22 protein-coding genes and 1 pseudogene are annotated in these 25,150 nt (G+C 56.5%); 15 read left to right on the top strand and 8 right to left on the bottom strand.

The features are described from left to right. Positions 1-31 precede the first annotated feature (31 nt). The gene (gene groES, locus HB779_RS08760; RefSeq protein ID WP_115055216.1) at positions 32-328 is read right to left on the bottom strand and encodes a co-chaperone GroES; all 297 of its coding nucleotides are present in this window, start codon (positions 326-328) and stop codon (positions 32-34) included. A gap of 252 nt (positions 329-580) precedes the next feature. Beyond that, positions 581-955: a helix-turn-helix domain-containing protein gene (locus tag HB779_RS08765; protein WP_188345336.1), complete on the bottom strand. Its 375-nt coding sequence runs from the start codon at positions 953-955 to the stop codon at positions 581-583. Positions 956-1,055: 100 nt separating this feature from the next. Here HB779_RS08765 and HB779_RS08770 point away from each other — a divergent pair, with 100 nt between their 5' ends. Next, positions 1,056-2,072 (top strand): zinc-binding alcohol dehydrogenase family protein, encoded by a 1,017-nt coding sequence (locus HB779_RS08770; protein ID WP_188345337.1) that lies wholly within the window; start codon positions 1,056-1,058, stop codon positions 2,070-2,072. 49 nt (positions 2,073-2,121) lie between these two features. On the opposite strand, the gene HB779_RS08775 is transcribed toward HB779_RS08770, so the two are convergent. From HB779_RS08775 to HB779_RS08790, 4 genes are all read right to left on the bottom strand, one after another. Next, complete coding sequence (locus HB779_RS08775; RefSeq protein WP_188345338.1) at positions 2,122-3,366, bottom strand: MFS transporter; 1,245 nt, start codon at positions 3,364-3,366, stop codon at positions 2,122-2,124. 85 nt (positions 3,367-3,451) lie between these two features. Then, complete coding sequence (locus HB779_RS08780) at positions 3,452-3,754, bottom strand: helix-turn-helix transcriptional regulator (protein ID WP_188345339.1); 303 nt, start codon at positions 3,752-3,754, stop codon at positions 3,452-3,454. After that, entirely contained in the window at positions 3,754-4,782 is a 1,029-nt protein-coding gene (locus tag HB779_RS08785; protein WP_188345340.1) for a cation diffusion facilitator family transporter, read from the bottom strand. Before HB779_RS08785 ends, HB779_RS08780 begins: the two co-directional genes overlap by 1 nt. Positions 4,783-4,913: 131 nt before the next feature. After that, positions 4,914-5,618, bottom strand: coding sequence for a glutathione S-transferase family protein (locus tag HB779_RS08790; RefSeq protein ID WP_188345341.1), 705 nt, complete (start codon positions 5,616-5,618; stop codon positions 4,914-4,916). Between the two features lie 134 nt (positions 5,619-5,752). Between HB779_RS08790 and HB779_RS08795 the strand changes: the two genes are divergently transcribed. The 7 genes and pseudogenes from HB779_RS08795 (at position 5,753) to HB779_RS08825 (ending at position 14,189) form a co-directional block, all read left to right on the top strand. Beyond that, on the top strand, positions 5,753-6,085 hold the full coding sequence (locus HB779_RS08795) for a helix-turn-helix domain-containing protein (protein WP_188345342.1): 333 nt from the start codon (positions 5,753-5,755) through the stop codon (positions 6,083-6,085). Between the two features lie 129 nt (positions 6,086-6,214). After that, positions 6,215-7,063, top strand: a complete 849-nt coding sequence (locus tag HB779_RS08800; protein ID WP_188345845.1) for a TIGR01459 family HAD-type hydrolase — start codon at positions 6,215-6,217, stop codon at positions 7,061-7,063. A gap of 12 nt (positions 7,064-7,075) precedes the next feature. Beyond that, positions 7,076-8,056 (top strand): bifunctional riboflavin kinase/FAD synthetase, encoded by a 981-nt coding sequence (locus tag HB779_RS08805; protein ID WP_188345343.1) that lies wholly within the window; start codon positions 7,076-7,078, stop codon positions 8,054-8,056. 104 nt (positions 8,057-8,160) lie between these two features. Further along, entirely contained in the window at positions 8,161-9,006 is an 846-nt protein-coding gene (locus HB779_RS08810) for a MipA/OmpV family protein (RefSeq protein WP_188345344.1), read from the top strand. A gap of 283 nt (positions 9,007-9,289) precedes the next feature. Then, positions 9,290-12,208: an isoleucine--tRNA ligase gene (ileS, locus tag HB779_RS08815; protein WP_188345345.1), complete on the top strand. Its 2,919-nt coding sequence runs from the start codon at positions 9,290-9,292 to the stop codon at positions 12,206-12,208. Between the two features lie 192 nt (positions 12,209-12,400). Beyond that, a pseudogene (locus HB779_RS08820) lies at positions 12,401-13,059 on the top strand (hypothetical protein). Between the two features lie 143 nt (positions 13,060-13,202). Continuing rightward, positions 13,203-14,189, top strand: a complete 987-nt coding sequence (locus HB779_RS08825; RefSeq protein WP_188345346.1) for a DUF4105 domain-containing protein — start codon at positions 13,203-13,205, stop codon at positions 14,187-14,189. Between the two features lie 58 nt (positions 14,190-14,247). Here the strand turns inward: HB779_RS08825 and HB779_RS08830 are convergent, their stop codons facing one another. After that, positions 14,248-14,679, bottom strand: coding sequence for a nucleoside deaminase (locus tag HB779_RS08830; protein ID WP_188345846.1), 432 nt, complete (start codon positions 14,677-14,679; stop codon positions 14,248-14,250). Positions 14,680-14,787: 108 nt separating this feature from the next. Here HB779_RS08830 and HB779_RS08835 point away from each other — a divergent pair, with 108 nt between their 5' ends. Genes HB779_RS08835 through HB779_RS08855 form a run of 5 tightly spaced genes read left to right on the top strand, consistent with a single transcriptional unit; the run spans position 14,788 to position 21,008 of the window. Continuing rightward, positions 14,788-16,689: a pseudouridine synthase gene (locus tag HB779_RS08835; protein ID WP_188345347.1), complete on the top strand. Its 1,902-nt coding sequence runs from the start codon at positions 14,788-14,790 to the stop codon at positions 16,687-16,689. An 11-nt stretch (positions 16,690-16,700) separates the two neighbouring features. Further along, on the top strand, positions 16,701-17,258 hold the full coding sequence (gene rsmD / locus HB779_RS08840; protein WP_188345348.1) for a 16S rRNA (guanine(966)-N(2))-methyltransferase RsmD: 558 nt from the start codon (positions 16,701-16,703) through the stop codon (positions 17,256-17,258). 39 nt (positions 17,259-17,297) lie between these two features. Then, positions 17,298-18,764, top strand: coding sequence for a pitrilysin family protein (locus HB779_RS08845; protein ID WP_188345349.1), 1,467 nt, complete (start codon positions 17,298-17,300; stop codon positions 18,762-18,764). Further along, on the top strand, positions 18,761-20,080 hold the full coding sequence (locus HB779_RS08850) for a pitrilysin family protein (RefSeq protein ID WP_188345350.1): 1,320 nt from the start codon (positions 18,761-18,763) through the stop codon (positions 20,078-20,080). The genes HB779_RS08845 and HB779_RS08850 overlap by 4 nt, the downstream gene beginning before the upstream one ends. Before the next feature lie 34 nt (positions 20,081-20,114). After that, the gene (locus HB779_RS08855) at positions 20,115-21,008 is read left to right on the top strand and encodes a patatin-like phospholipase family protein (RefSeq protein ID WP_188345351.1); all 894 of its coding nucleotides are present in this window, start codon (positions 20,115-20,117) and stop codon (positions 21,006-21,008) included. A gap of 2 nt (positions 21,009-21,010) precedes the next feature. On the opposite strand, the gene HB779_RS08860 is transcribed toward HB779_RS08855, so the two are convergent. Next, positions 21,011-22,840 (bottom strand): monovalent cation:proton antiporter-2 (CPA2) family protein, encoded by a 1,830-nt coding sequence (locus tag HB779_RS08860; protein WP_188345352.1) that lies wholly within the window; start codon positions 22,838-22,840, stop codon positions 21,011-21,013. Between the two features lie 143 nt (positions 22,841-22,983). Between HB779_RS08860 and HB779_RS08865 the strand changes: the two genes are divergently transcribed. Then, the gene (locus HB779_RS08865; protein WP_188345353.1) at positions 22,984-24,327 is read left to right on the top strand and encodes a TldD/PmbA family protein; all 1,344 of its coding nucleotides are present in this window, start codon (positions 22,984-22,986) and stop codon (positions 24,325-24,327) included. After that, positions 24,314-25,123, top strand: coding sequence for a 3'(2'),5'-bisphosphate nucleotidase CysQ (locus HB779_RS08870; RefSeq protein ID WP_188345354.1), 810 nt, complete (start codon positions 24,314-24,316; stop codon positions 25,121-25,123). The genes HB779_RS08865 and HB779_RS08870 overlap by 14 nt, the downstream gene beginning before the upstream one ends. Positions 25,124-25,150: the final 27 nt, after the last annotated feature.

Consider the following 25,150-nt stretch of genomic DNA (forward strand, 5'->3'; position numbering starts at 1 on the left):
AAATTCGTTGATGAACGGGAAACCGGCTGGATTAGCCGAGGATGCCCAGAATGTCGGATTCCTTCATGATCAGCAGATCTTCGCCGCCGATCTTGACTTCCGTGCCGGACCACTTGCCGAACAGGATATGATCGCCTGCCTTGACATCGAGTGGAATGAGCTTGCCGGCTTCGTCACGAGCGCCAGTGCCTACGGAGACGATTTCGCCTTCCTGTGGCTTTTCCTTGGCAGTATCCGGAATGATGATGCCGCCTGCAGTCTTTGCTTCAGATTCGACGCGGCGTACTACGACGCGGTCGTGAAGCGGGCGGAACTTGGTCTTGGCCATGGTTAGAACCCTTGAAGTTGGTGTCAAAACGTTGTCGCGAACGGCTGTGCCATCCGCGTTATTAGCACTCCTCATAGGTGAGTGCTAACTGGGCTCGGAGATAGTGGGAGGAGGTTGAAGAGTCAAGGGAGACGTTGGTCGAATATTTGCGGGCACGGATAAAAATAGAGCCGCCAGATGATCAAATAGACGCGGAATTCATCTCATGAAATTGTGAACCAAAAATGACGCACATCCAGGATGCGCGGGCACTTAAGCTGCTTTTTGATCCGCAGTATCAGGCTTTGCCGATTGGGATATCAGGTTCGTGTCGCCCCATGCTTTCAGCGCGGAAATGATTGGCTCAAGGCTGCGACCGTGCTCGGTCAGGGAATATTCCACCTTGGGCGGCACCTCCGCATAGACCTTGCGATTGATAAAGCCATCGGCCTCCAGTTCGCGCAACTGGTTGGTCAGCATGCGCTGAGTCACAGTGTTCAGGTGGCGGCGGATTTCGTTGAAACGCAGCGTGCCGGACATGAGATGATAAAGGATCATGCCTTTCCATTTGCCGCCGATCAGATTAAGCGTTCCTTCAACAGGGCAACTCGGAGCGCAATCAAAACTTGTATGGCGTACGCGCGGCATCACGGTATCCTTTATGACACTATATGCAATTTATGTGCATTCTTGCACTCTTTGAATATAGGCCGCATTTAAACAGCGTCAATTCAATTGGAGAACGCCTATGCGTGCCGTTGCCTATTACGAATCACAGCCAATCACTGCGGAAACATCACTTGTCGACATCGATCTGCCCAAGCCAGACGGGGTGAAGGGGCGCGATCTTCTGGTCGAGGTAAAAGCCATTTCCGTCAATCCGGTCGATACGAAAGTGCGCGCGGGTATGAAGCCGGAAGCAGGGCAGCCCAGAATTCTCGGATGGGATGCCGCAGGGATCGTTGTCGCCGCAGGGCCGGATGCCAGACATTTCAAAGTGGGTGATGAAGTCTTCTATGCGGGTAGTATTGATCGCCCCGGAACGAATTCGGAGTTTCACGTTGTTGATGAGCGCATTGTCGGAAAGAAGCCAAAGTCTCTCGATTTCAGCGCTGCCGCCGCCTTACCGCTGACGTCAGTGACCGCATGGGAAATGCTGTTTGACAGGCTTCAGATTAAAACGCCGGTAGCCGGTGCTGCCAATGCTATCCTCATCATCGGCGGCGCTGGCGGTGTCGGATCCATTGCTGTTCAGCTCGCGCGGCAATTGACCAATCTCACTGTCATCGCCACGGCCTCACGCCCTGAAACGCAAAATTGGGTAAAAGAACTGGGTGCCCATTATGTCATCGACCACTCCAAGCCGCTTGCTGCACAGGTCGAAGCCCTTGGGATCGGTGCCCCGGCCTTTGTCTTTGCGACGACAAACTCCGATGATCATCGCACGGAAATCGCTGCGCTGATCGCCCCGCAGGGCAGGTTCGGCCTGATCGACGATCCTAAGACTTATGATGTCCTGCCCTTCAAATGGAAAAGCGTCTCCATCCACTGGGAAATGATGTTCACCCGTTCGCACTATCATACGGTTGATGTCGAAGAGCAGCACAACCTGCTTAACAGGGTGTCGGAACTTGTCGATGCCGGGACGATCCGCACCACTCTTGCTGAAGACCTCGGCACAATCTCCGCAGCCAATCTGAAGAAAGCGCATGCGCTGATCGAAAGCGGTCGTGCTCGTGGAAAGATCGTTCTATCCGGCTTCTGATGGCTAAGCGGGCGGGGCGTATGCTCTGCCCGCAAGTTCTTCGCATGACTTATTTCGCAAAACGCAAGCCGCCGGTAATAGCCACCACAAAGTAGACACCGCCGCAGATCAGCAAAAGATTCGTCGGGCTGCCGCCGTGGCTGGCTAGTGGAGCGGCCAGCATGCCGAACAACATACCGATATGGGTGGTGACGATATAGGCTCGCGTTGCCGGTGCAATATCAGCAGAAGGCAGCAAGGTCTGGCGCAATGTGGCAAAGGCAATGTCTTTGAACGGACCGCCAAACCCCGACAATCCGGATGCCAGGATAAAGGCGGAAAGCCGCCAATGGTCAGATATAGGGGCAATGCAGGCCAGCGCCATGAGAAGAATGCCTGTCCCGGTCGCGCACACACCGAGGAAAATCATTCGCGCCGGTTGTTCAGGCATCGGGCGGTTGCCGACGATGAGGTTGGCGATCAGATTGCTCACACCGAATGCCGCGATCACCAGCCCATAAAGCCCGAAGCCTGTTGTCAGCGATGCATCGAACTGGCTGGATATGATCAGGGGAACGGCAAGGAAGAATGCCACGTACCACGCGCCGCTGATGAAGGCGTTGCTGTCGAGCAGAAAGCCGAGCATCGGCTGTCTGTGCATGGCACGATAACCATACAACAGACTGAAGAACGGGTGTTTTCGTTCACTGCTGGCGGGCTGGGCAGGTAGTCTGCTCTGCAGCGGCAAAGCTGCTATGGCTGCTGCCGAGAGCAGAAAGCTCAAAGCATTGGCTGTGAAGAAATGAATAGGTGCGATAATCGCCCCTGCAAGAGCGATCAGACCGGGTCCAAGTAATCGTGCCAGCCGGTTCGTTGCGTCGAGCAGGGCATTGGTACCCGGAAGAAGTTCAGGCTCCTTAGCGACAAGCTGGGGCAGGATAGTTTGCAGTGCGGGCAGAAACAGCGCTTCGCCAGCAGCAAGGACCGCCACGGCAAGGGCCAATACCCACGGGTCCGGTTGCCCTTCAACCATCCAGACCGCCACCACGAGCACGAGAACAGCGCAGCGGCAAAGATCCGCGCCGATCATGGTGCGGCGGCGGTCCCACTGGTCGGACATTGTGCCGCCAAAAAACAGCACAGCAAGGATAATGGCCGACTTGACCGCCGTTATATAACCGGCCGAGGGGCCAAAAATATCCACGGCAATCCAGCTAAGCGCAACTGTGTAAAGCTGGTCGCCTATAGCCGAGAGGGCAAGGCCGGACCAGAGCAGACCGATGGAGCGGCGGGAAAGCAGTTTGATGAATTGCATGAGATGAAAACGCGCTGGTGGAGTGGCAACCGCCGCAGGTTAGCGCATAATATTTCCATCGAATATGACGTTCTTACCTATTTTGTCAGTAGTCTTCACCGACGTGATGCGCCATGTCTGCAAGCATATCGCTCACATGCTTGTCGGCCAGTTCATAGAATATTTGCTTGGATACCCGGTTTCCGCGTACGAGCCGCGCCCCGCGTAGCAACCGCAAATGGTGACTGACCAGTGATTGCGAAAGCTGCAGACTTTCCGCGATATCGCCGACGGATCGCGGTGCTTCCAGACAATAAAACAGGATGCGCAGCCGCGTAGGATCGCCAAGCAGTCTGAATGTCTCTGCGAGCACAGTTGTATCGGCTTCGGGTGGCATATGCGGGATCATCAGTGCTTGTGTCCCGCATGGCTATGATCATGAGTGGCATGATCCCCGCCGCTTTCATCATGATCTCCATGGCCATGATCTGCGTGGTCATGATTGGGCGCCTTGGAGCCCGTGGGTTCAGCGATGACACATTCTTCATCCGGGGCATCTGGCCAGTCGATGGCAATGGTGGAGTGCCGGATGTCAAAGCGCTTCACCAGCTCTACTTCGACGTTCCGGACAAGCGTGCGCGGATCGACGTCGGCCTTTGGTTCCACATGCAGGGTCGCCAGCGCCTTGCCTGATGTAATGAGCCAGACGTGGACATGGCGCACGGCAGCCAATCCGGTAATCGTTGTCATGAGATGGCGTGTGATTTCTTCGGGCTTGGCGTCTTCCGGCGCGCCTTCCAGCAATATGTGCAGCGAGTTGCGCAAGAGCGCCCAGGCACTGCGCAGGATCAGTATGGATACGACAATGGACAGGATCGGATCGATCGGTGTCCAGCCGGTAAAATAGATCACGATAGCGGCCGTAATCGCGCCGACCGACCCCAGAAGATCACCCATCACATGCAGTACCGCACCCTTGATGTTGACGTGCTCCTTGTCGCCGCGCGTCAGGATCCAGAAAACCAGCATGTTGATGAGAAGCCCAACGACAGCAACGAGGAACATTGGTCCGGCCAGAACTTCGCCTGGCGCCCGAAAACGGTTGAAGGCCTCCATGGCAATCCAGACGACAATGGCAAAGAGCGCCACTGCGTTGATCAGGCCGGCGATTACCTCAAAGCGCAGATAGCCATAGGTACGGCTTTCGTCGGCGGTTCGTTGGCCAAACCGAAAAGCGGCATAAGACAATGCGAGCGCGCCTGCATCAGTCAACATGTGTCCGGCATCAGCAATCAGCGCCAATGAGCCAGACATGAGGCCGCCAATAACTTCGATAATCATGTAGCTGAACGTGATGACGAAGGCGATCAGCACCTTGCGCTGATTATCACTGGTGATCCTGGGGGCGTGGTCGTGACCCTCGTGCGATTGGGACATGGTGCGGGCTCGATCTGTTGATAATGTCAAACATATAAATACATATTCATATGTTGCATGTCAACTGAATGGCTGCGTGCGATTGTGTCAATCCACCGGGCGTTTGCCCGATGGATTATTGTCAATGGATGTCAGGCGGCGAGGTGTGTTCCAACATCGTCCAGCGTCACGTGGCCGAGAAATTTGCCGGCCGTGATTGCCGGAGTTGCGTCTTCGATGGCATGGGCAAAAATGACGGCTTTATCTGCTTCAAGTTTCTGCAGATAGCGGTGGAGGCCCGGATAGTCCGTCTTCAGGTCAAACAAGCCAAGATCTTCGCCCCACCGGGCAATTCCGATGAGGTAAGCATCGGCGATTGTCTTGGTCTCGCCGACAAGCCAGTCTCGGCCTTGCAGGTGCAATTGCAGGGTGGCATAGCCCGCTGCGGCTTTTTCCTTGGCCAGATCGCGCAGTATTGCGATTGCAGGATCGCCTTCTCCAAGTTTGTAGGCAGCCCATGCCGGTGCGAAGGCTGAGTGGAAACTGGTGTGCAGATAAGCCAGCATCTGGTTGAGACTGTCATAGGCTTTGGTGCCCTGCGCAAATCCAAGTTTCCGGTCCAGATCACGGGCAGCTATGTTCTGCAGAATGGCAAAACTTTCGCGAAGGCTTGTGCTGTCTTCGAGAAGCAATGTCGGTGTCTGATGCATGGAGTTGACGCGGCGGTAGATATCGCTTTTCGATTTCGCCAGCATGTCGATGCGGCTCAGCCGATAGGGCTGGCCGAGCCATTCCAGCGCGACGATCGAGCCGAATGAACAGCCATGCGGCACGCCATAAAACAATACAGGTTCCATTTTCATTTCCTTGTTTTTTGAATGTCAAACCGCGGTGAAATGGAACATGGCTATGTCGGTTACTATTGTAAAGAAGGCACAAAAATGTCATGTTGGTACAAATTTTATACCAACATTTGATGGGAATACCGGCCATGAAAGATCGGGTTTCAAAGTGCCCTCTGGAAAATACCATGCTGGTTCTGGGCGGCCGCTGGCGCATGCTGCTGATCTACTATCTGTTGGAAGGAACGAAGCGCTTCAGCGACCTTCGGCGCGACATGCCGAAAATCTCCCAGCGTATGCTCACGCTTGATCTGCGCGCGCTGGAAGAAGCCGGTTATGTCACGCGCACTGTTTTCCCTGAAGTTCCGGTCCGGGTTGAATACAGCCTGACGGAAGAGGGGTGGCGGCTTAAAGCACTGGTTGATGTGCTCGGCGAATGCGGTGACCGGCTTGCAGCGCGTGGCTATATGGTCGCCGCTTGATCCTCACAACGTTGGCACAATCACAGGTGACACGATTGCCGTGATCGGTTAAGCGATGCCATCGGAACTTTGGTTCAAATCGCCAACACAATCTGCCTTTGGCAATCTGAAAGGATCGGCATGACCGACATGCTACATTTGCAGCGTCTCGATGCACTCAAAGATCACTATGATGTGCTCCTGTGCGATGTCTGGGGTGTTTTGCACAATGGCGTTGATTCCTTTGCCTCTGCTTCGAAGGCGTTGCAGCGGGCGCGTGAATCCGGCCAGACGGTTGTTTTGATCACCAATGCGCCACGTCCCTTCGCGGGTGTTGCCCAGCAGATTGAGATGCTGGGCGTGCCGAATTCAGCTTACGACCGTATCGTCACCTCGGGCGATGTCACCCGTGAGTTGATCCGCAACGCGCCGCGCCGTCTATTTCATCTGGGCCCGGAGCGGGACGAAACGCTTTATGAAGGTCTTGATGTCGAACTCGTGGAGGAGCGTGAGGCGGATGTTGTTGTCTGCACCGGTTTCTTTGATGATGATTCCGAAGGTCCGGAAGACTACGCCGACATGCTGACGCGCTTTCGCTCGCGTGATCTGCCCTTCATCTGCGCCAATCCCGATATTGTGGTGGAACGTGGTGACCGGCTGGTCTGGTGTGCGGGTGCACTCGCACGCGATTACGGCCAGCTTGGCGGGCGCACTCTGATTGCCGGAAAGCCGCATCGTCCCATTTACGAGGCGGCTATCGCTGCTGCCGAGGCCGTGCGCGGTAAGCCTGTCGATCTGACGCGCGTGCTTGCTATTGGAGACGGCATGTTGACGGACGTCAAGGGCGCCGATCTTTTCGGGATCGATGTTCTCTATATTTCCGGCGGCATTCATGCTGGTGATTATGCAATGGACGGTGGTGTTGATCTTGAAAAACTGCTGGCCTTTCTCAAAAAGCATGGCAGCAATCCTGTCGCGACCATGCCGGCTCTTGCCTGAGGTAATAGTATCATGCCGATTTTACGCCTGACGGACCCTTCTCACCTGCCGCAGCATCTGAAGGGTGCGGTAGTGGCGATCGGCAATTTTGACGGCGTGCATCGGGGTCATCAGGCAGTTTTGGAACGGGCGCTTGATGCAGCCCATGCAGCAGGCAAACCATCGCTTGTCCTGACGTTCGAGCCGCATCCGCGCAGTGTTTTTGTCCCGGATCAGCCGGTTGACCGGCTGACGCCTGCTGCCGAAAAGGCATCCATCCTGGAAGCGCTCGGTTTCGACGCTGTGGTCGAATGCCATTTCACCAGGGATTTTTCTCAACTGACCGCCGACGTTTTTGTCGACCAGATTCTCGTTGAAGGTCTGGGTGCCAGCCGCATTGTGGCGGGGTTTGATTTTCATTTCGGCAAGGGACGCCAGGGTGGTCCGGCTTTTCTGATGGATGCCGGCGAAAAGCGCGGCTTTCAGGTAACGCTCGTCGATGCATTCCGTGACGAAGGCGGTCAGGCAATCTCGTCCAGCCGCATCCGTGCGCTCATGGGTGAGGGCGACGTGGCAGAGGCGGCGGGTTTGCTGGGATATCGTCACCGGGTGCGTGCAGAAGTCATCCATGGCAAGCAGCTCGGCCGGACAATCGGATTTCCCACGGCCAATATGGTGCTGCCGCCCGAAACCCATCTGAAGGAAGGCATTTACGCGGTTCGGTTCCGCCGTGCCGACGGTACATTGTATGATGCAGTGGCCAGTTTTGGCCGCAGGCCGACCGTTGATACGAATGGCGAACCGCTTCTGGAAACCTACGTGTTTGATTTTACCGGTGAGCTCTACGGCGAAATCTGCTCAGTCTCGTTTTTTGCCTATCTGCGCGGCGAAGAAAAGTTCGATGGACTTGAGCCAATGATGCAACAGATCAAACGCGACGAAGAGGAGGCAAGGGCGCTTCTTCAGGGCGTAAAGCCACTTTCCGCTCTTGACGGCACGATTAATTTTCCATGAAACGGTAAATCGTTTACCATAAGAATAAATCCAATTTTATCTATCCTTCGGTAGCGTCATCCTCAAATCTGCCGCCCTCCCAGGCAAAAATTTGGAGTGATTTAATGCATATTCGTTTTGTCGCCGCTCTTTCGGGCGCACTTGTTATTGCCGCAGCTACGCCTGGTCTTGCCGATGAATATTATCAGGGTGAGACACAGAATCAGACCACCACTGCCCCGCGCGAACATTGGTGGTCCGGCGACTGGTATTTGACGCTGGGCGCCAAGGGCTTTGTCGCGCCGCGCTATGAAGGTGCCAAGGATTACCTGCTGCGGGCAGCGCCGGTGATTTCCATTGGACGGGCTGGATCGACGACACGTTTTAGTTCGCTCAACGACAATGCGTCCATCGGCTTTGTCGATACCGGCGTTTTCCGCGCGGGTATGACCGGCAAGTTGATCCCTGGCCGTGACAGCGGCGATACCCACATCAAGGGACTTCGCAAAGCGGATTGGGGTGTTGAACTGGGTGGTTTTGCCGAATTCTACCCGACCGATAATATTCGCGGCCGCGTTGAAGTGCGCCGGGGCATCAGCGCGCACGAAGGCGTGGTTGCCGACTTTGCCATTGATGCATTCAAGGATCTGACGCCGACTGTTCGTGTTTCCGCTGGTCCCCGCGCGACCGTCGCCACCAAGGAATATTTCCGCCAGTACTACGGCGTGAACGCAACGGAATCGGCTGCAACGGGGCTGGCCCAATATAAACCGGGTGGTGGTCTCAAATCACTTGGCATCGGCGGCCAGATTACCTGGAAAGCCACAGACAAGATCGAAACCAGCGCTTATGCCGAATATAGCCGCCTAATGGGACCTGCGTCCGATTCCAGTCTCGTCAAGGATAAGGGTTCAGCCAATCAGGCAACCTTTGGCCTGCAGGCAACCTATCGTTTCGACTTCGCCCTTTAGGCAAGTTCGAGGGTTGACGCGAAGTTTATTGCGTCAGCCCCTTTATTCTGGAAGCAGTGATTGCTAAAAGCGCGCTCATGAAAACTATTTCCTGGGCGCTCACGCTGTCCATACCACGTCAGACACCGCGAATTACTGGCCCGGCCTTCCGGTTTGCCTGAAGCTTAAGGCTTGCGGGTGCGGAAGGTCCGGGGTTTCCGGATGCGCCATCGCGCTCTTTTTTGATTTTCCTACCATCATCGCCTGCAGCGATCACGCGCGGGCCCGTTCATAAGCTGGAAAAATGACCGACACGCCCAAGCCACTCGACTATTCAAAAACCCTGTATTTGCCGCAGACTGACTTTCCGATGCGCGCAGGCTTGCCTGCCAAGGAACCGGAATTCGTCAAGCGCTGGCAGGAGATGGACCTCTACAAGAAATTGCGGGAGGACGGCAAAGATCGTCCGCTTTATGTCCTGCATGACGGTCCTCCCTATGCCAACGGCAATATCCATATCGGCCATGCGCTGAACAAGATCCTCAAGGACGTCATCACCCGCTCATTCCAGATGCGCGGCTTCAACTCGAACTATGTGCCGGGCTGGGATTGCCATGGTCTGCCGATCGAATGGAAGATCGAGGAGCAGTACCGCGCCAAGGGCAAGGACAAGGACGAAGTGCCGATCAACGAATTCCGCAAGGAATGCCGCGAGTTCGCCGCGAACTGGATCAAGATCCAGTCCGCCGAGTTCAAGCGTCTCGGCATCGAGGGCGATTTCGAAAATCCCTACACGACGATGGCCTTCCATGCGGAAAGCCGCATCGCTGGCGAATTGCTGAAATTCGCCATGTCCGGGCAGCTTTATCGCGGCTCGAAGCCGGTCATGTGGTCCGTCGTCGAGCGTACGGCGCTGGCGGAAGCCGAGGTCGAGTACGCGGATGTCGAGAGCGACACGATCTGGATGAAATTCCCTGTCGTTACCGGCCCGGCTGATCTGCATTCCGCGCATGTCGTGATCTGGACGACGACGCCTTGGACGATCCCGGGCAACCGCGCGGTTAATTATTCGCCGCGCGTTGCCTATGGTCTTTATGAGGTCACTGCCGCCGAGAATGATTTTGGACCACGCTCTGGCGAAAAGCTTATCTTTGCCGATGCGCTTGCCGAGGAATCGGCAACAAAAGCCAAATTAACATTCAAGCGGATCAGAACCGTTACGGGTGATGAGTTTGCCGAAATAGCATTGGCACATCCCTTCAAAGGATTTGCAGGCGGCTACGACTTCGTCGTCCCCATGCTTGCCGGTGATCACGTCACCGATGATGCTGGTACAGGTTTTGTCCACACATCACCAAGCCATGGCCGCGAGGATTTTGATGCATGGACCAATGCCACGCGCGAACTTGAAGCAAAAGGTATCTCCACAGCGATCCCGTTTACGGTTGATGATGCGGGCTTCTACACCAAGGATGCGCCGGGCTTTGGTCCGGATCGCGATGGCGGCCCCGCACGCGTTATCGACGACAATGGCAAAAAGGGTGATGCCAACAAGGCCGTGATTGATGAGCTGATCGCCCGCAACATGCTGTTCGCGCGCGGGCGTATCAAGCACTCATATCCGCATTCGTGGCGCTCCAAAAAGCCTGTAATCTTCCGCAACACACCGCAATGGTTCGTCTATATGGACAAGGACCTTGGCGATCAGACCACCTTGCGTTCGCGTGCATTGGCTGCAATCGACGAGACACGTTTCGTGCCGGCCGGCGGCCAGAACCGCCTGCGCGCCATGATCGAAGACCGCCCGGATTGGGTCCTGTCGCGTCAGCGCGCCTGGGGCGTGCCGATCTGCGTCTTTGCCGATGAGAATGGCAATGTTCTCAAGGACGACGCGGTCAATGCCCGTATCCTTGAAGCCTTTGAACTTGAAGGCGCCGATGCATGGTTTGCCGAAGGTGCGCGTGAGCGGTTCCTTGGCGAAAAGGCCAATGAACCGTGGACGCAGGTCCGCGATATCCTCGATGTCTGGTTCGACTCCGGTTCCACCCACGTTTTCACGCTGGAAGATCGTCCTGATCTGAAATGGCCTGCCGACGTCTATCTCGAAGGCTCGGACCAGCATCGCGGCTGGTTCCATTCGTCGCTCTTGGAAAGCTGCGGCACGCGTGGCCGTGCGCCTTACAACACGCTCGTGACCCATGGTTTCACCATGGACGAGGAAGGCCGCAAGATGTCGAAGTCCCTCGGCAACACAGTGACGCCGCAGGATGTGATCAAGGATTCCGGCGCTGATATCCTGCGTCTGTGGGTCATGACCACGGATTATTGGGAAGATCAGCGTCTGGGCAAGAACATCATCCAGACGAATATCGACTCTTACCGCAAGCTGCGCAACACGATCCGCTGGATGCTGGGCACACTCGCCCATGATGCCGGCGAAGAGATCGCCTATGCGGATATGCCGGAACTCGAAAAGCTGATGCTGCATCGCCTTGCGGAGCTCGATGATCTCGTGCGCTCCAGCTATGATGCGTTCGAATTCAAGCGCATCACCCGCGCCTTGATCGATTTTATGAATGTCGAACTATCGGCATTCTACTTCGATATCCGCAAGGATGCGCTTTATTGCGATGCGCCATCGAGCGTAAAACGCCGCGCCTCCCTGCAGGTCGTGCGTCACCTCTTCGATCGTCTGGTGACATGGCTTGCGCCGATGTTGCCATTCACGACGGAAGAAGCATGGCTCGATCAGTATCCGGATGCGGTGTCGGTGCATCTTGAGCAGTTCCGCCCTGTGCCTGCCGAATGGAAGAACGAGGCCTTGGCAGAAAAGTGGCGTAAGATCCGTGATGTCCGCCGTGTCGTTACAGGTGCGCTCGAACTCGAACGCGCAGACAAGCGTATCGGCTCGTCGCTGGAAGCTGCTCCGCTGGTTTTCATCAGCGATGCCGATCTGCTTGCTGCTGTTGCCGGTCTGGATATGGCTGAAATCTGCATCACCAGTGCTATCACCATCAAGGAAGGCACTGCTCCATCAGGTGCGTTCGTAACGGACGATGTCAAAGGTGTGGCTGTTGTCCCGCAACGTGCTTCCGGAGTAAAATGTGCCCGTTCATGGCGTTATACCGATGATGTTGGTTCCGATCCGGCATATCCAGATGTTTCTGCACGCGATGCGGCAGCGCTGCATGAATTGGCAAAGCTCGGCAAACTCGCCATTTAAGTGTATAAAAATGCGGATCATCCCCAGGTGATCCGCATTTTGCTTAACAAAGGCTTGCGTCGGCTTGCTTATTGGGACCCGCCTCATGTAAAAGGCTTGCCATTGAGTTGCCTGATTTAACAGGCAGGGCATTGATCAAGCATATTGAATCGGCAGAGTCGGCAATAGAAGCTTGAGGTGAAAGTGGCGAGTATGAATTTGAACGGACGTATTACGGTTATCGGTGCAATGCTGGCATCCCTGACGCTTGCCGGCTGCACGTCACCAACCTATGGCACCGACAAGACGTCCGGCAGCCAATTGCTGGATGACGTCTCGAATATCGCTTCGTTCGGGCCCAAGAAAAAGACAAGATCAGTTACAACCCACGGCCTGAACTTGTTCGTCCGGTTGTTGGTACGCCGGGTCAATTGCCTGCACCGCAAGAAAATGCCGTAGCCAGCAATTCAAACTGGCCGGAATCACCTGAGGCGCGCCGCAAACGGCTGCGTGATGAGGCCACTGCCAACCAGAACAATCCGAACTACGTGCCGCAGATCGAAAACGATATGCCCGCTGCCAAAACGGCGGACACTGGTGAGCATGGTTTCTTCAACGACAGAAATCCGCCCCCCAACGGCAAACGAATCGACCAGTCGGCTGAATATCGCGCCCGCAAGCTTGCTTCGACAGCAGGCTCCCCGACGACGCGCCGTTATCTGAGCGAGCCGCCGCTGGCCTATCGTGCTCCAGCCGCCACAGCTGCTACCGATGAGTTGGGTGAAGACGAGGCGAAAAAAGAACGTGAACGCAAGGCCGCTGCCCGTAAGGACAAGGGTTTCAGCTTCAAGAATCTTATTCCCTGGAACTGATCTCAAAGCTTTAGAACGCATTTTGTAAAAGAATGGCTCCTCAAGGGAGCCTTTCTTTTTGGAATCGCATGTTCCGCCTTGCTATTGCCTTGGCTTGCAAGAAAACTGCTCTCCATCGTTCCGTCAGTTGAGGGTTGGCCATCTTGCGTCTCTTTCGTATTCCCGCATTGATCATCCTCTTCCTGCTGACTGCTTTTGCCTTTATCTGGGGTGGTTTCGCGTTCTGGTATCAGTTGCCTTTTGGCACTGCAGGTGTCATTGGCGCGCTCATTGTCTGGATTGTCATTGCTCTCGTTGTTCTGTGGCTCGAATTAAAGGGGCGCGTGCGCCGGGCACTGCTCGTATTGATCCCTGTCATGCTTGCCCTGCTGTTCTGGTGGGGCACGATCACGCCGTCGCTGAACCGGATTTGGGCTGACGACGTGGCGCAGACGGTGACGGGTACGCTCGCCGGCAATCATGTGACGCTGGCCAATGTCCGCAATTTCGAATGGCGAACCGACACTGATTATACGCCGCGCTGGGAAGTCAGATCCTATGATCTGGAAAAACTGGACTCGGTGGACGTGTTTTTGTCCTATTGGTCCAGCCCGGCGATTGCCCACACGCTGGTAAGTTTCGGCTTCAGCGATGGCGATCACGTTGTATTCTCGGCCGAAATCCGCAAAAAGCGCCACGAGCAATTTTCCGAGATTGGCGGATTTTTCAAAGAATTCGAACTTGCGATGATTGCCGCGGACGAGCGCGACATCATCAGACTGCGGACCAATATCCGCAAGGAGGACGTTTACCGGTATCGCGTCAATCTTTCACCGGAAATGCGCCAGGCACTCTTCCTGTCCTATCTGGATAATGGCAACCGGCTGTCCAAGGCTGCGCAGTTTTACAATACGATTACCGCCAACTGCACAACAGTAATCTTCGATATGATCCGTGCAATCACTCCAGGCCTTCCAGTTGATTACCGTATTATTCTCTCCGGTTACCTGCCGGGATACCTCTACGATCTCGGGGCAATCGACCGCAAGAATTCGCTCGACGAGACCATTCAGGCCGCCTCAATCAACCAGCGCGCACTGGATGCGGACAAGGCGGACGATTTCTCCGAGAAAATCAGAGCGGATAACTAGCACGTAAACTCATAAACCTGGCCGCAAGTCATTTCAGCCAGATTTATGAGTTTACGTGCTAGAGCCGCCGCTCGCGGAAAAACTCTTTAAGAATGATCTCCGCTTCCTGTTCGCGAAAGCCCGAATAAACTTCGGGCGCATGGTGACAGGTGGGCTGCGCGAAAAATCGCGCCCCGTTTTCCACCCCGCCGCCCTTCATATCCTGCGCGCCATAATAGAGTCGCCGGATACGTGCGAAGGAAATCGCCGCTGCGCACATGGTGCAAGGCTCGAGCGTCACATAGAGATCGCAGCCTGTCAGTCTTTCATCGCTAAGTACTGTACAGCCTTCGCGGATCACTAAAATCTCGGCGTGAGCGGTCGGATCGTTGAGTTCACGCGTGCGGTTTCCAGCCTGCGCCAGCACCCTGCCATCCTTGACCAATACGGCGCCAACCGGCACTTCACCGCGCGCTGCCGCCGCTTTCGCTTCGCTCAATGCAAGGTCCATCGGGCCTACAGGATCAGTTTTTTGGTTCACGCTGCACTCATTGTCCAGAATTTACTCGCAAGCAGCCGTCATAGCTGGTAGTTAGCCCCGCTGAAAGGCAAACATTCCATGACCAGTTCTAATGATGACGGAAAGGGCGGTAAACGTCCCTTTGAAAAGCGCAGCTTCGACAAGAAGGGCGCCGATGGCGGTCGCGGTGGCCGTCCGGCTCCGCGCAAATTCGATGGCGGCACGCGGGATCCCGCGACGCGCAGTTCAGACTCGCGCAGACCATCGCATGACGCAGAGCCCGTCGATGACAGCGAACGTATTGCCAAACGACTGGCCCGCGCAGGCATAGCCTCACGCCGCGAAGCCGAAACGATGATTGCTGCAGGCCGTATCTCGGTCAATGGCAAGGTGCTTGCCAGCCCGGCGATCAACGTCAAGCGCGATGATCGTATTGAGGTTGATGGCAAGCCTTTGCCGCAGAAGGAGCGCACACGGCTTTGGCTCTACAACAAGCCTGCTGGCTTGGTGACCACCAACCGTGATCCCGAAGGGCGCCAGACGGTTTTCGAATCCCTGCCAAAGGATATGCCGCGCGTTCTTTCGGTTGGACGGCTTGATATCAACACTGAAGGCCTGTTGCTATTGACCAATGATGGCGGCCTGTCGCGTGCACTGGAACTGCCATCCACCGGCTGGCTGCGCCGCTACCGCGTTCGCGCCCATGGCAGTATCACGCAGGAAAAGCTCGATACACTCAAGGATGGCATTGCTGTTGATGGCGTGTTCTACGGCGCAATTGAAGCCACGCTTGAACGCGAGCAGGGCTCCAACGTCTGGATCATGGTTGGGCTGCGCGAAGGCAAGAACCGCGAAGTCAAGAATGTGCTTGGCGCACTCGGACTTTCGGTCAACCGCCTGATCCGCATTTCCTATGGTCCATTCCAGCTGAGCGATTTGCCCGAGGGTTCCGTCCGTGAAATGAACGGCCGTACTTTGCGGGATCAGCTCGGTGAACGCCTAATCGAGGAATCAGGTGCAGATTTCGATGCGCCGATCATCAATGTGTTCTCCAATGATGCCGTAAAAGGCGAAGCCGTTCAGCAGCCGGAAGCGCGTGAGCGTCCGGTTCGTGGTGGATCTGAATGGATATCCAGCGCGCCCGTCGCCAAAAGCCGTGGCCCGCGCAAATCCAAGGACGAAAAGCGTGAAGATTCACTGTCGCGCCTGACGACGGATCGCAATGAACGGCCATCCGCGCCACGCGGTGGCCGCGATGAGCGCCCCGCCCGTCCGCCACGCGATGATGACCGCAAGCCCCGTGCGCCGCGTGACGCTGCACCCTCCAAGGGTGCCCGTGGCGCCAAAGCCGAAGAAGCAGCGCCGCCGCGCCCGCGTTCAGCTAATGTTTGGATGGCGCCCGGTGCCCGTCCGATGGGCAAGCCCAAAGCAAGAGCTGGCGGCGAAGCACGCGGTGAGCGCAAGCATTCCGACGCACCTCGGACAGACCGTCCAAGGCGTTTCGAAGAGGGTTCTGCCCGTCCATCCAATGATCGTCCATCCGGCGATCGTCCTTCAGGGGATCGCCCGACTGGTGGCCGGTCTTCTGGCGGATATGCCGGTGGTGACAAACCGCGCGGCAATTATTCCCCGCGTCCGCCACGCAGTGATGCGGATGGTGCTGATCGTCCAAAGCGTGCATTTGGAGCCGAGCGGTCCGAAGGATCACGCGATGGCCCGCGTCCGCCTCGTCCTCCACGGGTTGGCAAGCGTGAGCGTGCCGAGTTGAAGGAGCGTGAAGCCAGCGGCGGCAGCGCTTCAGAACGTCCAAATCGCTCCGAGCGCCCGTATGGAACCAGTGGCCGGCCAACCCGCCAGGATGGGCGCTCCGGCGATCGTCCCTATGGTGGACCCCAAGGCGCGGCGCCACGTGGTGCACCGTCAGGCGCTCCGAAAGGTCCGCGTGGTGGTGGTTCTGGCGGTGTCGGTGCAGGCCGTCCGCCGCGCAAGCCTAAACCATAGGCGTGGACTTGATGCGGATTGTCGGCGGCAAATTTCGCGGAAGGGCGCTTGCCACGCCCAACTCCAATGCTATCCGGCCGACAACCGACCGGACGCGGGAAAGCCTGTTCAACATTCTGGCGCATAGCTATCCGGAAAAGTTTGAATCGACCCGCGTCCTTGATCTTTTTGCCGGGACGGGCGCCCTGGGACTGGAAGCCATGTCCCGCGGCTGCCGCTACGGTGTGTTTATCGAGGAATCGACGGAAGGGCGCGGATTGATCCGCACCAACGTTGAAAGCTTCGGTCTGCTTGGCAACACCAAGATTTTCCGCCGTGATGCCGCAAAGCTCGGCGAGGCCGGCACAATCGAGCCTTTTGATCTGGTCTTTGCCGACCCGCCCTATGGCAAGGGGCTCGGCGAGCAGGCATTCAAATCCGCTCTCGAAGGCGGTTGGCTCAATCCCGACACACTTCTCGTGCTTGAAGAGGAGGCCGAAGCCGTGATCGCCCTTGATCCGCGATTCTCGGTTGTGGAAGAACGCCACTATGGCGGAACAATCATAAGACTTGTCACGTTGAGCGGCTAGAATCACTCGGCTACAGGGCAAGATTGCGAAGGAAGCTTGATGTCGCAAATATTAGGCCGCACCGTTGCGGCGTTCGTTTTGGCCGGAACCCTGTCAGCCTCGGGTTTTATCCTCCCTGCAAATGCCCAGACCGCGACCCAGCTTTCCGCTGAAGTCAAAACCGCCGACAGTTCAGGCGTTTCGTCCTTTCATCTGGAAAATGGTCTGGAAGTGGTGATTATTCCCGATCATCGCGCGCCCGTCGTCACGCATATGCTGTGGTACCACGTTGGCTCGGCCGATGAAGAACCCGGTAAATCCGGCATTGCCCATTTCTTCGAACATCTGATGTTCAAGGCGACCAAGACCTATCCGGCTGGCGAGTTTTCTCGGAAAGTTGCCGAGATTGGCGGTCAAGAAAACGCCTTTACCTCCTACGATTATACCGCCTTCTTTCAGCAGGTTTCGCCGCAGGCGCTCGAAATGGTCATGACCTACGAGGCGGACCGCATGGAAAACCTGATCCTCAACGAGGATGTGGTGAAGACAGAGCGCGATGTTGTTCTGGAAGAGCGCCGTTCCCGCACAGACACCAATCCCGCCGCGCTGCTCTCCGAAGAAGTCAATGCGACGCTCTATCAGAATCACCCTTACCGCTTCCCGGTGATCGGCTGGCTGCACGAAATGCAGCAGCTGAATCTTAAGGATGCCTTGGCCTTTTACGAGAAGTTCTACACACCGAACAATGCGACACTCGTTGTCTCAGGCGATGTCGATGCGGATACCGTCAAAGCTTTGGCTGAAAAGACCTATGGCAAGGTGCCACGCCGCTCCGAACCGGGTAAACGGCAACGGCCGCAGGAGCCTGAACAGAACACCAAGCGCACGGTGTCGCTGGCGGACCCGCGTGTTTCGCAGCCGAGTTTCCAGAAAATGTGGCTGGTGCCGTCTTATAACAGCGCCAAGCCGGGTGAGGCGGAAGCGCTTGATCTCTTGAGCGAAATTCTTGGAGGCTCCTCCCGCAGCCGTATCTATCAGGCTCTGGTTGTGAAGGACGGTCTGGCTGCCAGCGCCGGTGTTTATTACAGCGGCGGATCGCTCGATGATGGCAGTTTCGGCGTTTACGGCTCTCCACGCGGTTCCGCTTCGCTGCAGCAGGTTGAGGCTGGTGTGGATGCGCAAATTGCCCGGATCATCAAAGACGGTGTGACTGAAGACGAACTGGAGAAGGCCCGCAACCGCTTCCTGAAGAGTGTTATCTTCGCCCGTGATAGTCAGGCGGGTATGGCCCGAATCTATGGTTCGACCCTTTCGACCGGACAGAAGATCAAGGATATTCAGGAATGGCCGGACCGTATTCAGGCGGTCAAGGTGCAGGATATTCAGGATGTGGCCAAGCGCTACCTCGTCGATGCCCGTTCCGTCACCAGCTATCTGATGCCGGAAGACGGCAAGCCCGATGAAAAGACGCCAAATAATGGGCCAGCAGAACCGATTGAACCGCAGACACAGGGAGTCGTGCAATGACCAGATTGTTGACACCCGTTTTCGCTCGGATCGCTGCCGCGTTCCTGTTGCTTATCGTTGCTGCGGCACCTGGCTACGCGGTCGAGATCAAGGAAGTTGTTTCGCCCAAAGGCATTCGTGCCTGGCTGGTGCAGGATGATTTTGTACCGTTGATTGCCCTGCGCTTTTCGTTTGAGGGTGGTTCGGCACAGGATCCGAAAGGCAAGGAAGGTCTTGCCAATTTGATGACTGGTCTCTTCGACGAAGGTGCCGGTGATATGGATTCGGATACATTTCAGGAAAAGCTCGACAATGTCGGCGCTGAAATGGGGTTCAGCGCTGACGACGACCGTATTGCCGGTGCCATGCGCATGCTCTCCGACAAGCGGGATGAGGCGGTTGATTTGCTTGCGCTGGCGATCAACAAGCCGCGTTTCGATCAGGCGCCCATTGACCGTATCCGTCAGCAGATTGTTGCCGGTATCAAATCGTCCGAGCGCGATCCCAACACCATCGCCGGCCGCAAATTTGCGGAAACTCTCTACGGTGATCATCCCTATGGCCGCCAGTCGCAGGGTACGGAAGCAAGCCTTGCCGCGATCACCCATGATGATCTTGCCGCCTATCACAAACGTGTTTTTGCCCGCGACAAGCTGATTGTCGGTGTTGTCGGTTCGATAAGCCCCGAACAGTTGGCACCATTGCTGGACAAGGTGTTTGGCGATCTGCCTGACAAGGCCACTCTTGATCCGATCCAGGATGCCAAACTTGCCCTGGGCAAGACGACCCGCGTCGATTATCCGTTGCCGCAGACCTCCATTTCCATGGTTTATCCCGGCGTGCGCCGTCAGGATCCCGATTTCTTCCCGGCTTTCATCATGAACCATATTCTGGGTGGCGGCAGTTTCTCATCGCGTATCTACAATGAAGTGCGCGAGAAGCGCGGTCTGGCTTATTCCGCAGGCTCGGCACTGGTCAGCCGCGATCACATGGCGGCCCTGACCATATCCACAGCGACCCGTTCGGATCGTGCCGGGGAAACCTTGCAAATCCTCAAGGATGAAGTGGCGCGCATGGCCAAGGACGGACCGACCGAAGACGAATTGGTTGAAGCCAAGAAATATCTGGTCGGCTCCTACGCCATCAACAATCTCGATTCATCGTCGGCCGTTGCCAGTACGTTGATAGGCTTGCAGGATGAACACCTCGGCAGAGATTACATCGACAAGCGCGCCGATTTTATCAATGCGGTGACGCTGGAACAGGTGAAGGCAGCGGCCAAAAAGCTGCTGGAGACTGAACCGGCCATTTTGATCGTTGGTCCGCCCCAATCCTGACCGGTAAAGGGGTCTGATCGGCAAAGGATACGCCATGAGCGCACGGGATCTTGAAGGTGCATACGGGACTGCAGGCACAAGCCTCGCCAGCAGCACGCCGAGCTTTGCCATAGCCTTTGGCGGCGGCGGGGCGAGGGGGCTTGCCCATATCAATGTGATCGAAGCATTGGATGAACTCGGCATCAAACCCGTGGCGATTTCCGGCTCGTCCATTGGCGCGATCATGGGTGCAGGTATGGCGGCGGGCATGTCCGGCCGTGATATCCGCGAATATTCCATTGCAACCCTGTCCCGGCGTGCCGAAATAGCTGCCCGCCTGTGGCGTCTGCGCCCGGCAACATTCGGCGAAATGTTTGGCGGCGGCATTCGTCTGAGCCAGTTCAACATCGAAAAAATCCTCAAGACATTTTTGCCCGAGCAGATACCCGAAACGTTTGAAGAACTGGCGATTCCGTTGAGCGTGACGGCAACCGACTTTTACGGACAGCGGGAAATCCCGATCGATGAAGGCGACTTGTTCAACGCGATCGCGGCATCGGCGGCCATACCTGCGCTTTTCCGCCCGGTGCGCCGCGACGACCGTGTGCTGATCGATGGCGGAATTTACAATCCGGTGCCGTTTGACCATCTGAAGGGCAAGGCGACATTCGTCATCGGCATTGACGTGGTTGGGGGACCGGAAGGCGACGGGCGCAAATTCCCGTCATCGATTGATGCAATGTTCGGCGCAAGCCAGCTCATGATGCAATCGATCATTGCGACGCGCTTGCGGACGGACCCGCCGGCTATCTTTCTGCGGCCAGCAGTGGCGCGTTTCGGCGTGCTGGATTTCTTGCGCGTCGAGCAGGTGCTGAACGAATCGATTGGTATCAAGGACGAGTTGAAGCGTGCCGTGGATGCCGCCATCACTTACGTCGAACAGGAATAGGCCTACTCGGCAGGCTCCGGATCCGGGATCATTGCTTCGTCTTCGACCGTATCGATACGCTTGGATTCGCGTGTCGGTTTGATCAGTGGCTCTGGCGTAACCGGACGGGTCAGCAACAAGTCGTTTCCAGCCATCAGACCTTCCGAGGCCTGAATATGCAGCCGGTCCTCATCGCGGTTGCGAATGTCTTCCATGATCTCATAGGCGACATCTTCGCTGGTGCCGAGTTCCTCGAGCGTCCGGCGGCCAAAAAGCAACCCGGATTCAAAGGTCTCCCGCAGTTCATACTGGACACCGCGTGCCCGCAATTTCAACGTATGACCGCGATCATAGGACCGCACGAAAAGCTTGATATCTGGATATTCCGACTGCACCAGGTCAACGATCTTGTCGGTTGTTTCACGCGCATGGGTGCAAACCGCGACAATCTTGGCCTGCCGGATACCGGCCGCTTCCAGCACTTCCTTGCGTGTGCCATCGCCAAAATAGATGCGGAAGCCAAATTTCGAGGCAGCGCGGATACGGTCGGCCGAAGCGTCGATCAGGGTAACACTGGTGCCACCCGCCAGCAGAATTTGCGCGGCAATCTGGCCATAGCGCGAAAACCCGATCATCAGAACATCGGCACCCGCCGCCCCGTCAAAATCTTCGTCGATCTCTTCCTTGGCATTGGGATCAACCAGAAAGCGGTTGCCAAGGGCAACCGACAGCGGCATGACCGCCATGGAAAGCGTGACAACGGCGATCATTTCCGAGGCTGTGGAACTGCTTAGTAATCCTGCTGCAGCTGCCGTCGTGAACAGCACAAACCCGAACTCACCACCCTGCGGGAGGAAGAAGGCGATGCGGATCGCATCATTGTGATTGCAGCGGAACAGCCGCGCCAGCACGTAGACCACCAGCGCCTTGATTGCCATGAATACCGGCACGGCCAGAAGGATCATCGGCCAGTCGGCAAGGATGACTTTCAGATCAATCGACAATCCGACGGCCATGAAAAACAGGCCGAGGAATATGCCCCGAAACGGTTCGATGTCGGCTTCAAGTTCATGCCGGTAAGATGATTCTGCCAAGAGCACACCGGCGATGAAAGCACCCATAGCCATGGAAAGCCCGGCAAACTGCATCAGCAATGCCGCACCGAGCACCACGAACAATGCCGCCGCGATCATCACCTCTCGAGCGCCCGTATTGGCGATAAACCGGAACAGCGGATTGAGCAGATAACGCCCCACCGCGATAATCGCGCCGATGCAGATAATGGCGATGAGAAACTTGCCGAGCGGATCGGCCTCGTGCTGCGCGGAACCGGGAGCAAGCACGGGAATCATCGCCAGCAAGGGAACGATAGCCAGATCCTGAAACAGCAGTATGGCGAAAGACGTCTGGCCATGCGGCATATTGGTCTCGCCGCGCTCCTCCAGAATCTGCATGGCAAAAGCGGTCGATGACAGTGCAAGCCCGAAACCGATCACCACGGCCGCCTGCCAGCTCATCAGCTGAAATGCGAGGATCAAACCGGTCAGTGCCGCTCCCGAGACGATGACCTGCGCCGCGCCCAGACCGAAAATCGCGTGGCGCATGTTCCACAGGCGCGTGGGCTTCAATTCAAGACCTATCACAAACAGCAGAAAAACCACGCCCAATTCGGAAAAATGCAGGACTTGTTCGCCATCGGTAATCAGGTTGGCCAGCGGCCCGATCAAAAGACCCGCCGCGAGATAGCCAAGTACGGTCCCAAGCCCGAGCCGTTTGAATAACGGCGCGGCAATAATCGCCCCAGCCAGCAGTGCAAGAGCCTGAAAATAGAGATTGCCGCTTTGTGAAAGCATGTGCCTGACCCAGTCTGTTGCGAATGTTGCCGGTGTTTGCCTTGATAGACCCCAATTTGCACCATATAGGAGGCAGTGCGTCATCTGGTCATTGGTCAGATATGTCCTTGCATCCTATCATGCAATCAACTCTAGGGATGAATATGATCGAGCCCGCCAATTCCCGCGAATTCGTTGACAATGCTGCTGCGCTGGTAGAGGCCGCTCGCCGTGCCGGAGCAGACGCCGCCGATGCTGTTGTCGTGCGTTCGCGTTCAACAGGTGTCAGCGTCAGGCTTGGCAAAGTCGAGTCGACCGAATCTTCGGAAAGTGACGATTTCTCCCTGCGCGTTTTTGTTGGCAGGAAAGTGGCAAGCATATCGGCAACTGCCGGTTCCGACCCGAAAATTCTTGCCGAGCGCGCCGTCGCCATGGCCAAGGTCTCGCCCGATGACATGTTCGAAGGCTTGGCCGATTCTGCAAGGCTTGTGCGTACGATCCGCGACCTTGATCTTTTCGATTCGACAATTGTTGAAGCTGCACGTTTGACACAGGATGCTTTGGCCGCCGAGGAAGCTGCGCTTGCGGTTGAAGGGATCACCAATTCGGGCGGTGCGTCAGCATCTGCTGGTCTTGGCGGCATGGTTCTGGTCACGTCAGGCGGTTTTGTCGGCCACTATATGGGCTCGCGGTTTTCGCGTTCAGTCAGCGCCATTGCCGGTACCGGCACAGGCATGGAACGTGATTATGATTTCTCGTCGCGGCAGCATTTCGATGCGCTGCAGGACCCGGCAGCCATTGGCCGTTCCGCCGGGGCACGCGCAGTCAAGCGCATCGGCGCGCGGCAGGCCAAGACTGGCCTCGTGAATGTTGTGTATGATCCACGCGTCGCGCGCGGCATTGCCGGTCATCTCTCTGGCGCCATCAACGGTTCGTCTGTTGCCCGCAAGACCAGTTTTCTCAAAGACCGCATGGGCGAAAAGATTCTCGCTGATGCCATCAGCGTGACGGATGACCCTTTGCGCGTTCGTGGTTCTTCCTCACGTCCATTCGACGGCGAGGGTATCGAAGGTGAAGCGCTGACCATGATCGAGAACGGTGTTTTGAAGCACTGGTTCTTGTCCACGTCGACCGCCAAGGAACTCGGCCTCACCACCAATGGTCGTGGTGTCCGCTCCGGTTCGGGCGTTGTGCCGTCATCCACCAACTTTGCCATTGAGCCAGGCGAACAGACACCGGAAGATTTGATCCGTGCGCTTGGGACCGGCTTCTATGTCACCGAGCTTTTCGGACAGGGTGTTGATATGATCACCGGCCAGTACAGCCGGGGCGCTTCCGGTTATTGGATCGAAAATGGCGAGCTTGCCTATCCAGTGAGTGAAGTTACGCTTGCCTCCAACCTCAAGGACATGTTCCTGAACATGGTGGCAGCGAATGATATCGACCGCAATTTTGGTGTCGCCAGTCCGACACTCGTAATCGAAGGCATGACTCTTGCCGGCAAGTGAAAAAAACCGCGCTGATCTTGCTTTGATCCGGGAAGCCGCCGAAGGCGCCGGACGGATTGCCTTGTCCTACTTCCGGCAAGACCCGCAGGTCTGGATGAAAACAGGCAATTCGCCGGTATCGGAAGCTGATCTGGCAGCGGACAAATATCTGAAGGACATGCTGCTGACAGCCCGGCCTGATTATGGCTGGATATCGGAGGAAACACTGGATGATCGGGCGGCAACGCCGCGCCAGCGGTTTTTTGTGGTTGACCCGATCGACGGCACGCGGGCCTTTATTGAGGGGTCGGATGTCTGGTGCGTCAGCGTTGCGGTGATTGAAGATGGCAGGCCGGTTGCAGGCGTGCTCGAATGCCCGGCACGAGGGCAGACCATATCAGCGCTTCCGGGGCAGGGCGCGGAACAGAATGGCAGTGCCATCCATGTCAGCGCCAATGATGCACCGTTCAAGGTTGCCGGACCCGGACCATTCCTGAAAAGACTGCCGGAACGTTTCCAGCAATCCATGATTGCGGCGCCCTATATTGCGTCATTGGCCTATCGGATAGCCATGGTGGCGCGCGGCGACATTGCGGGCACCTTTGTGCGCCCCAGCTCGCATGACTGGGATCTGGCGGCGGCGGATCTGATTCTGGCGGAAGCAGGCGGGCATGTGCTGACGGCGGATGGCAAGCCGCTGACCTATGGTTTGCGCAACAATGAAACAGGCGATTACCGTCATGGCGCACTTGTTGCTGCCAGCGGATTGCTGATGGACAACATGTTGGACGTTGTCGCTGAAACCGCCTTCGGTTAAACAGGCTAAAATTTTAACGACTGATAA

It is taken from the genome of Phyllobacterium sp. 628, from assembly GCF_014189505.1.
Taxonomy (GTDB): Bacteria; Pseudomonadota; Alphaproteobacteria; order Rhizobiales; family Rhizobiaceae; genus Phyllobacterium.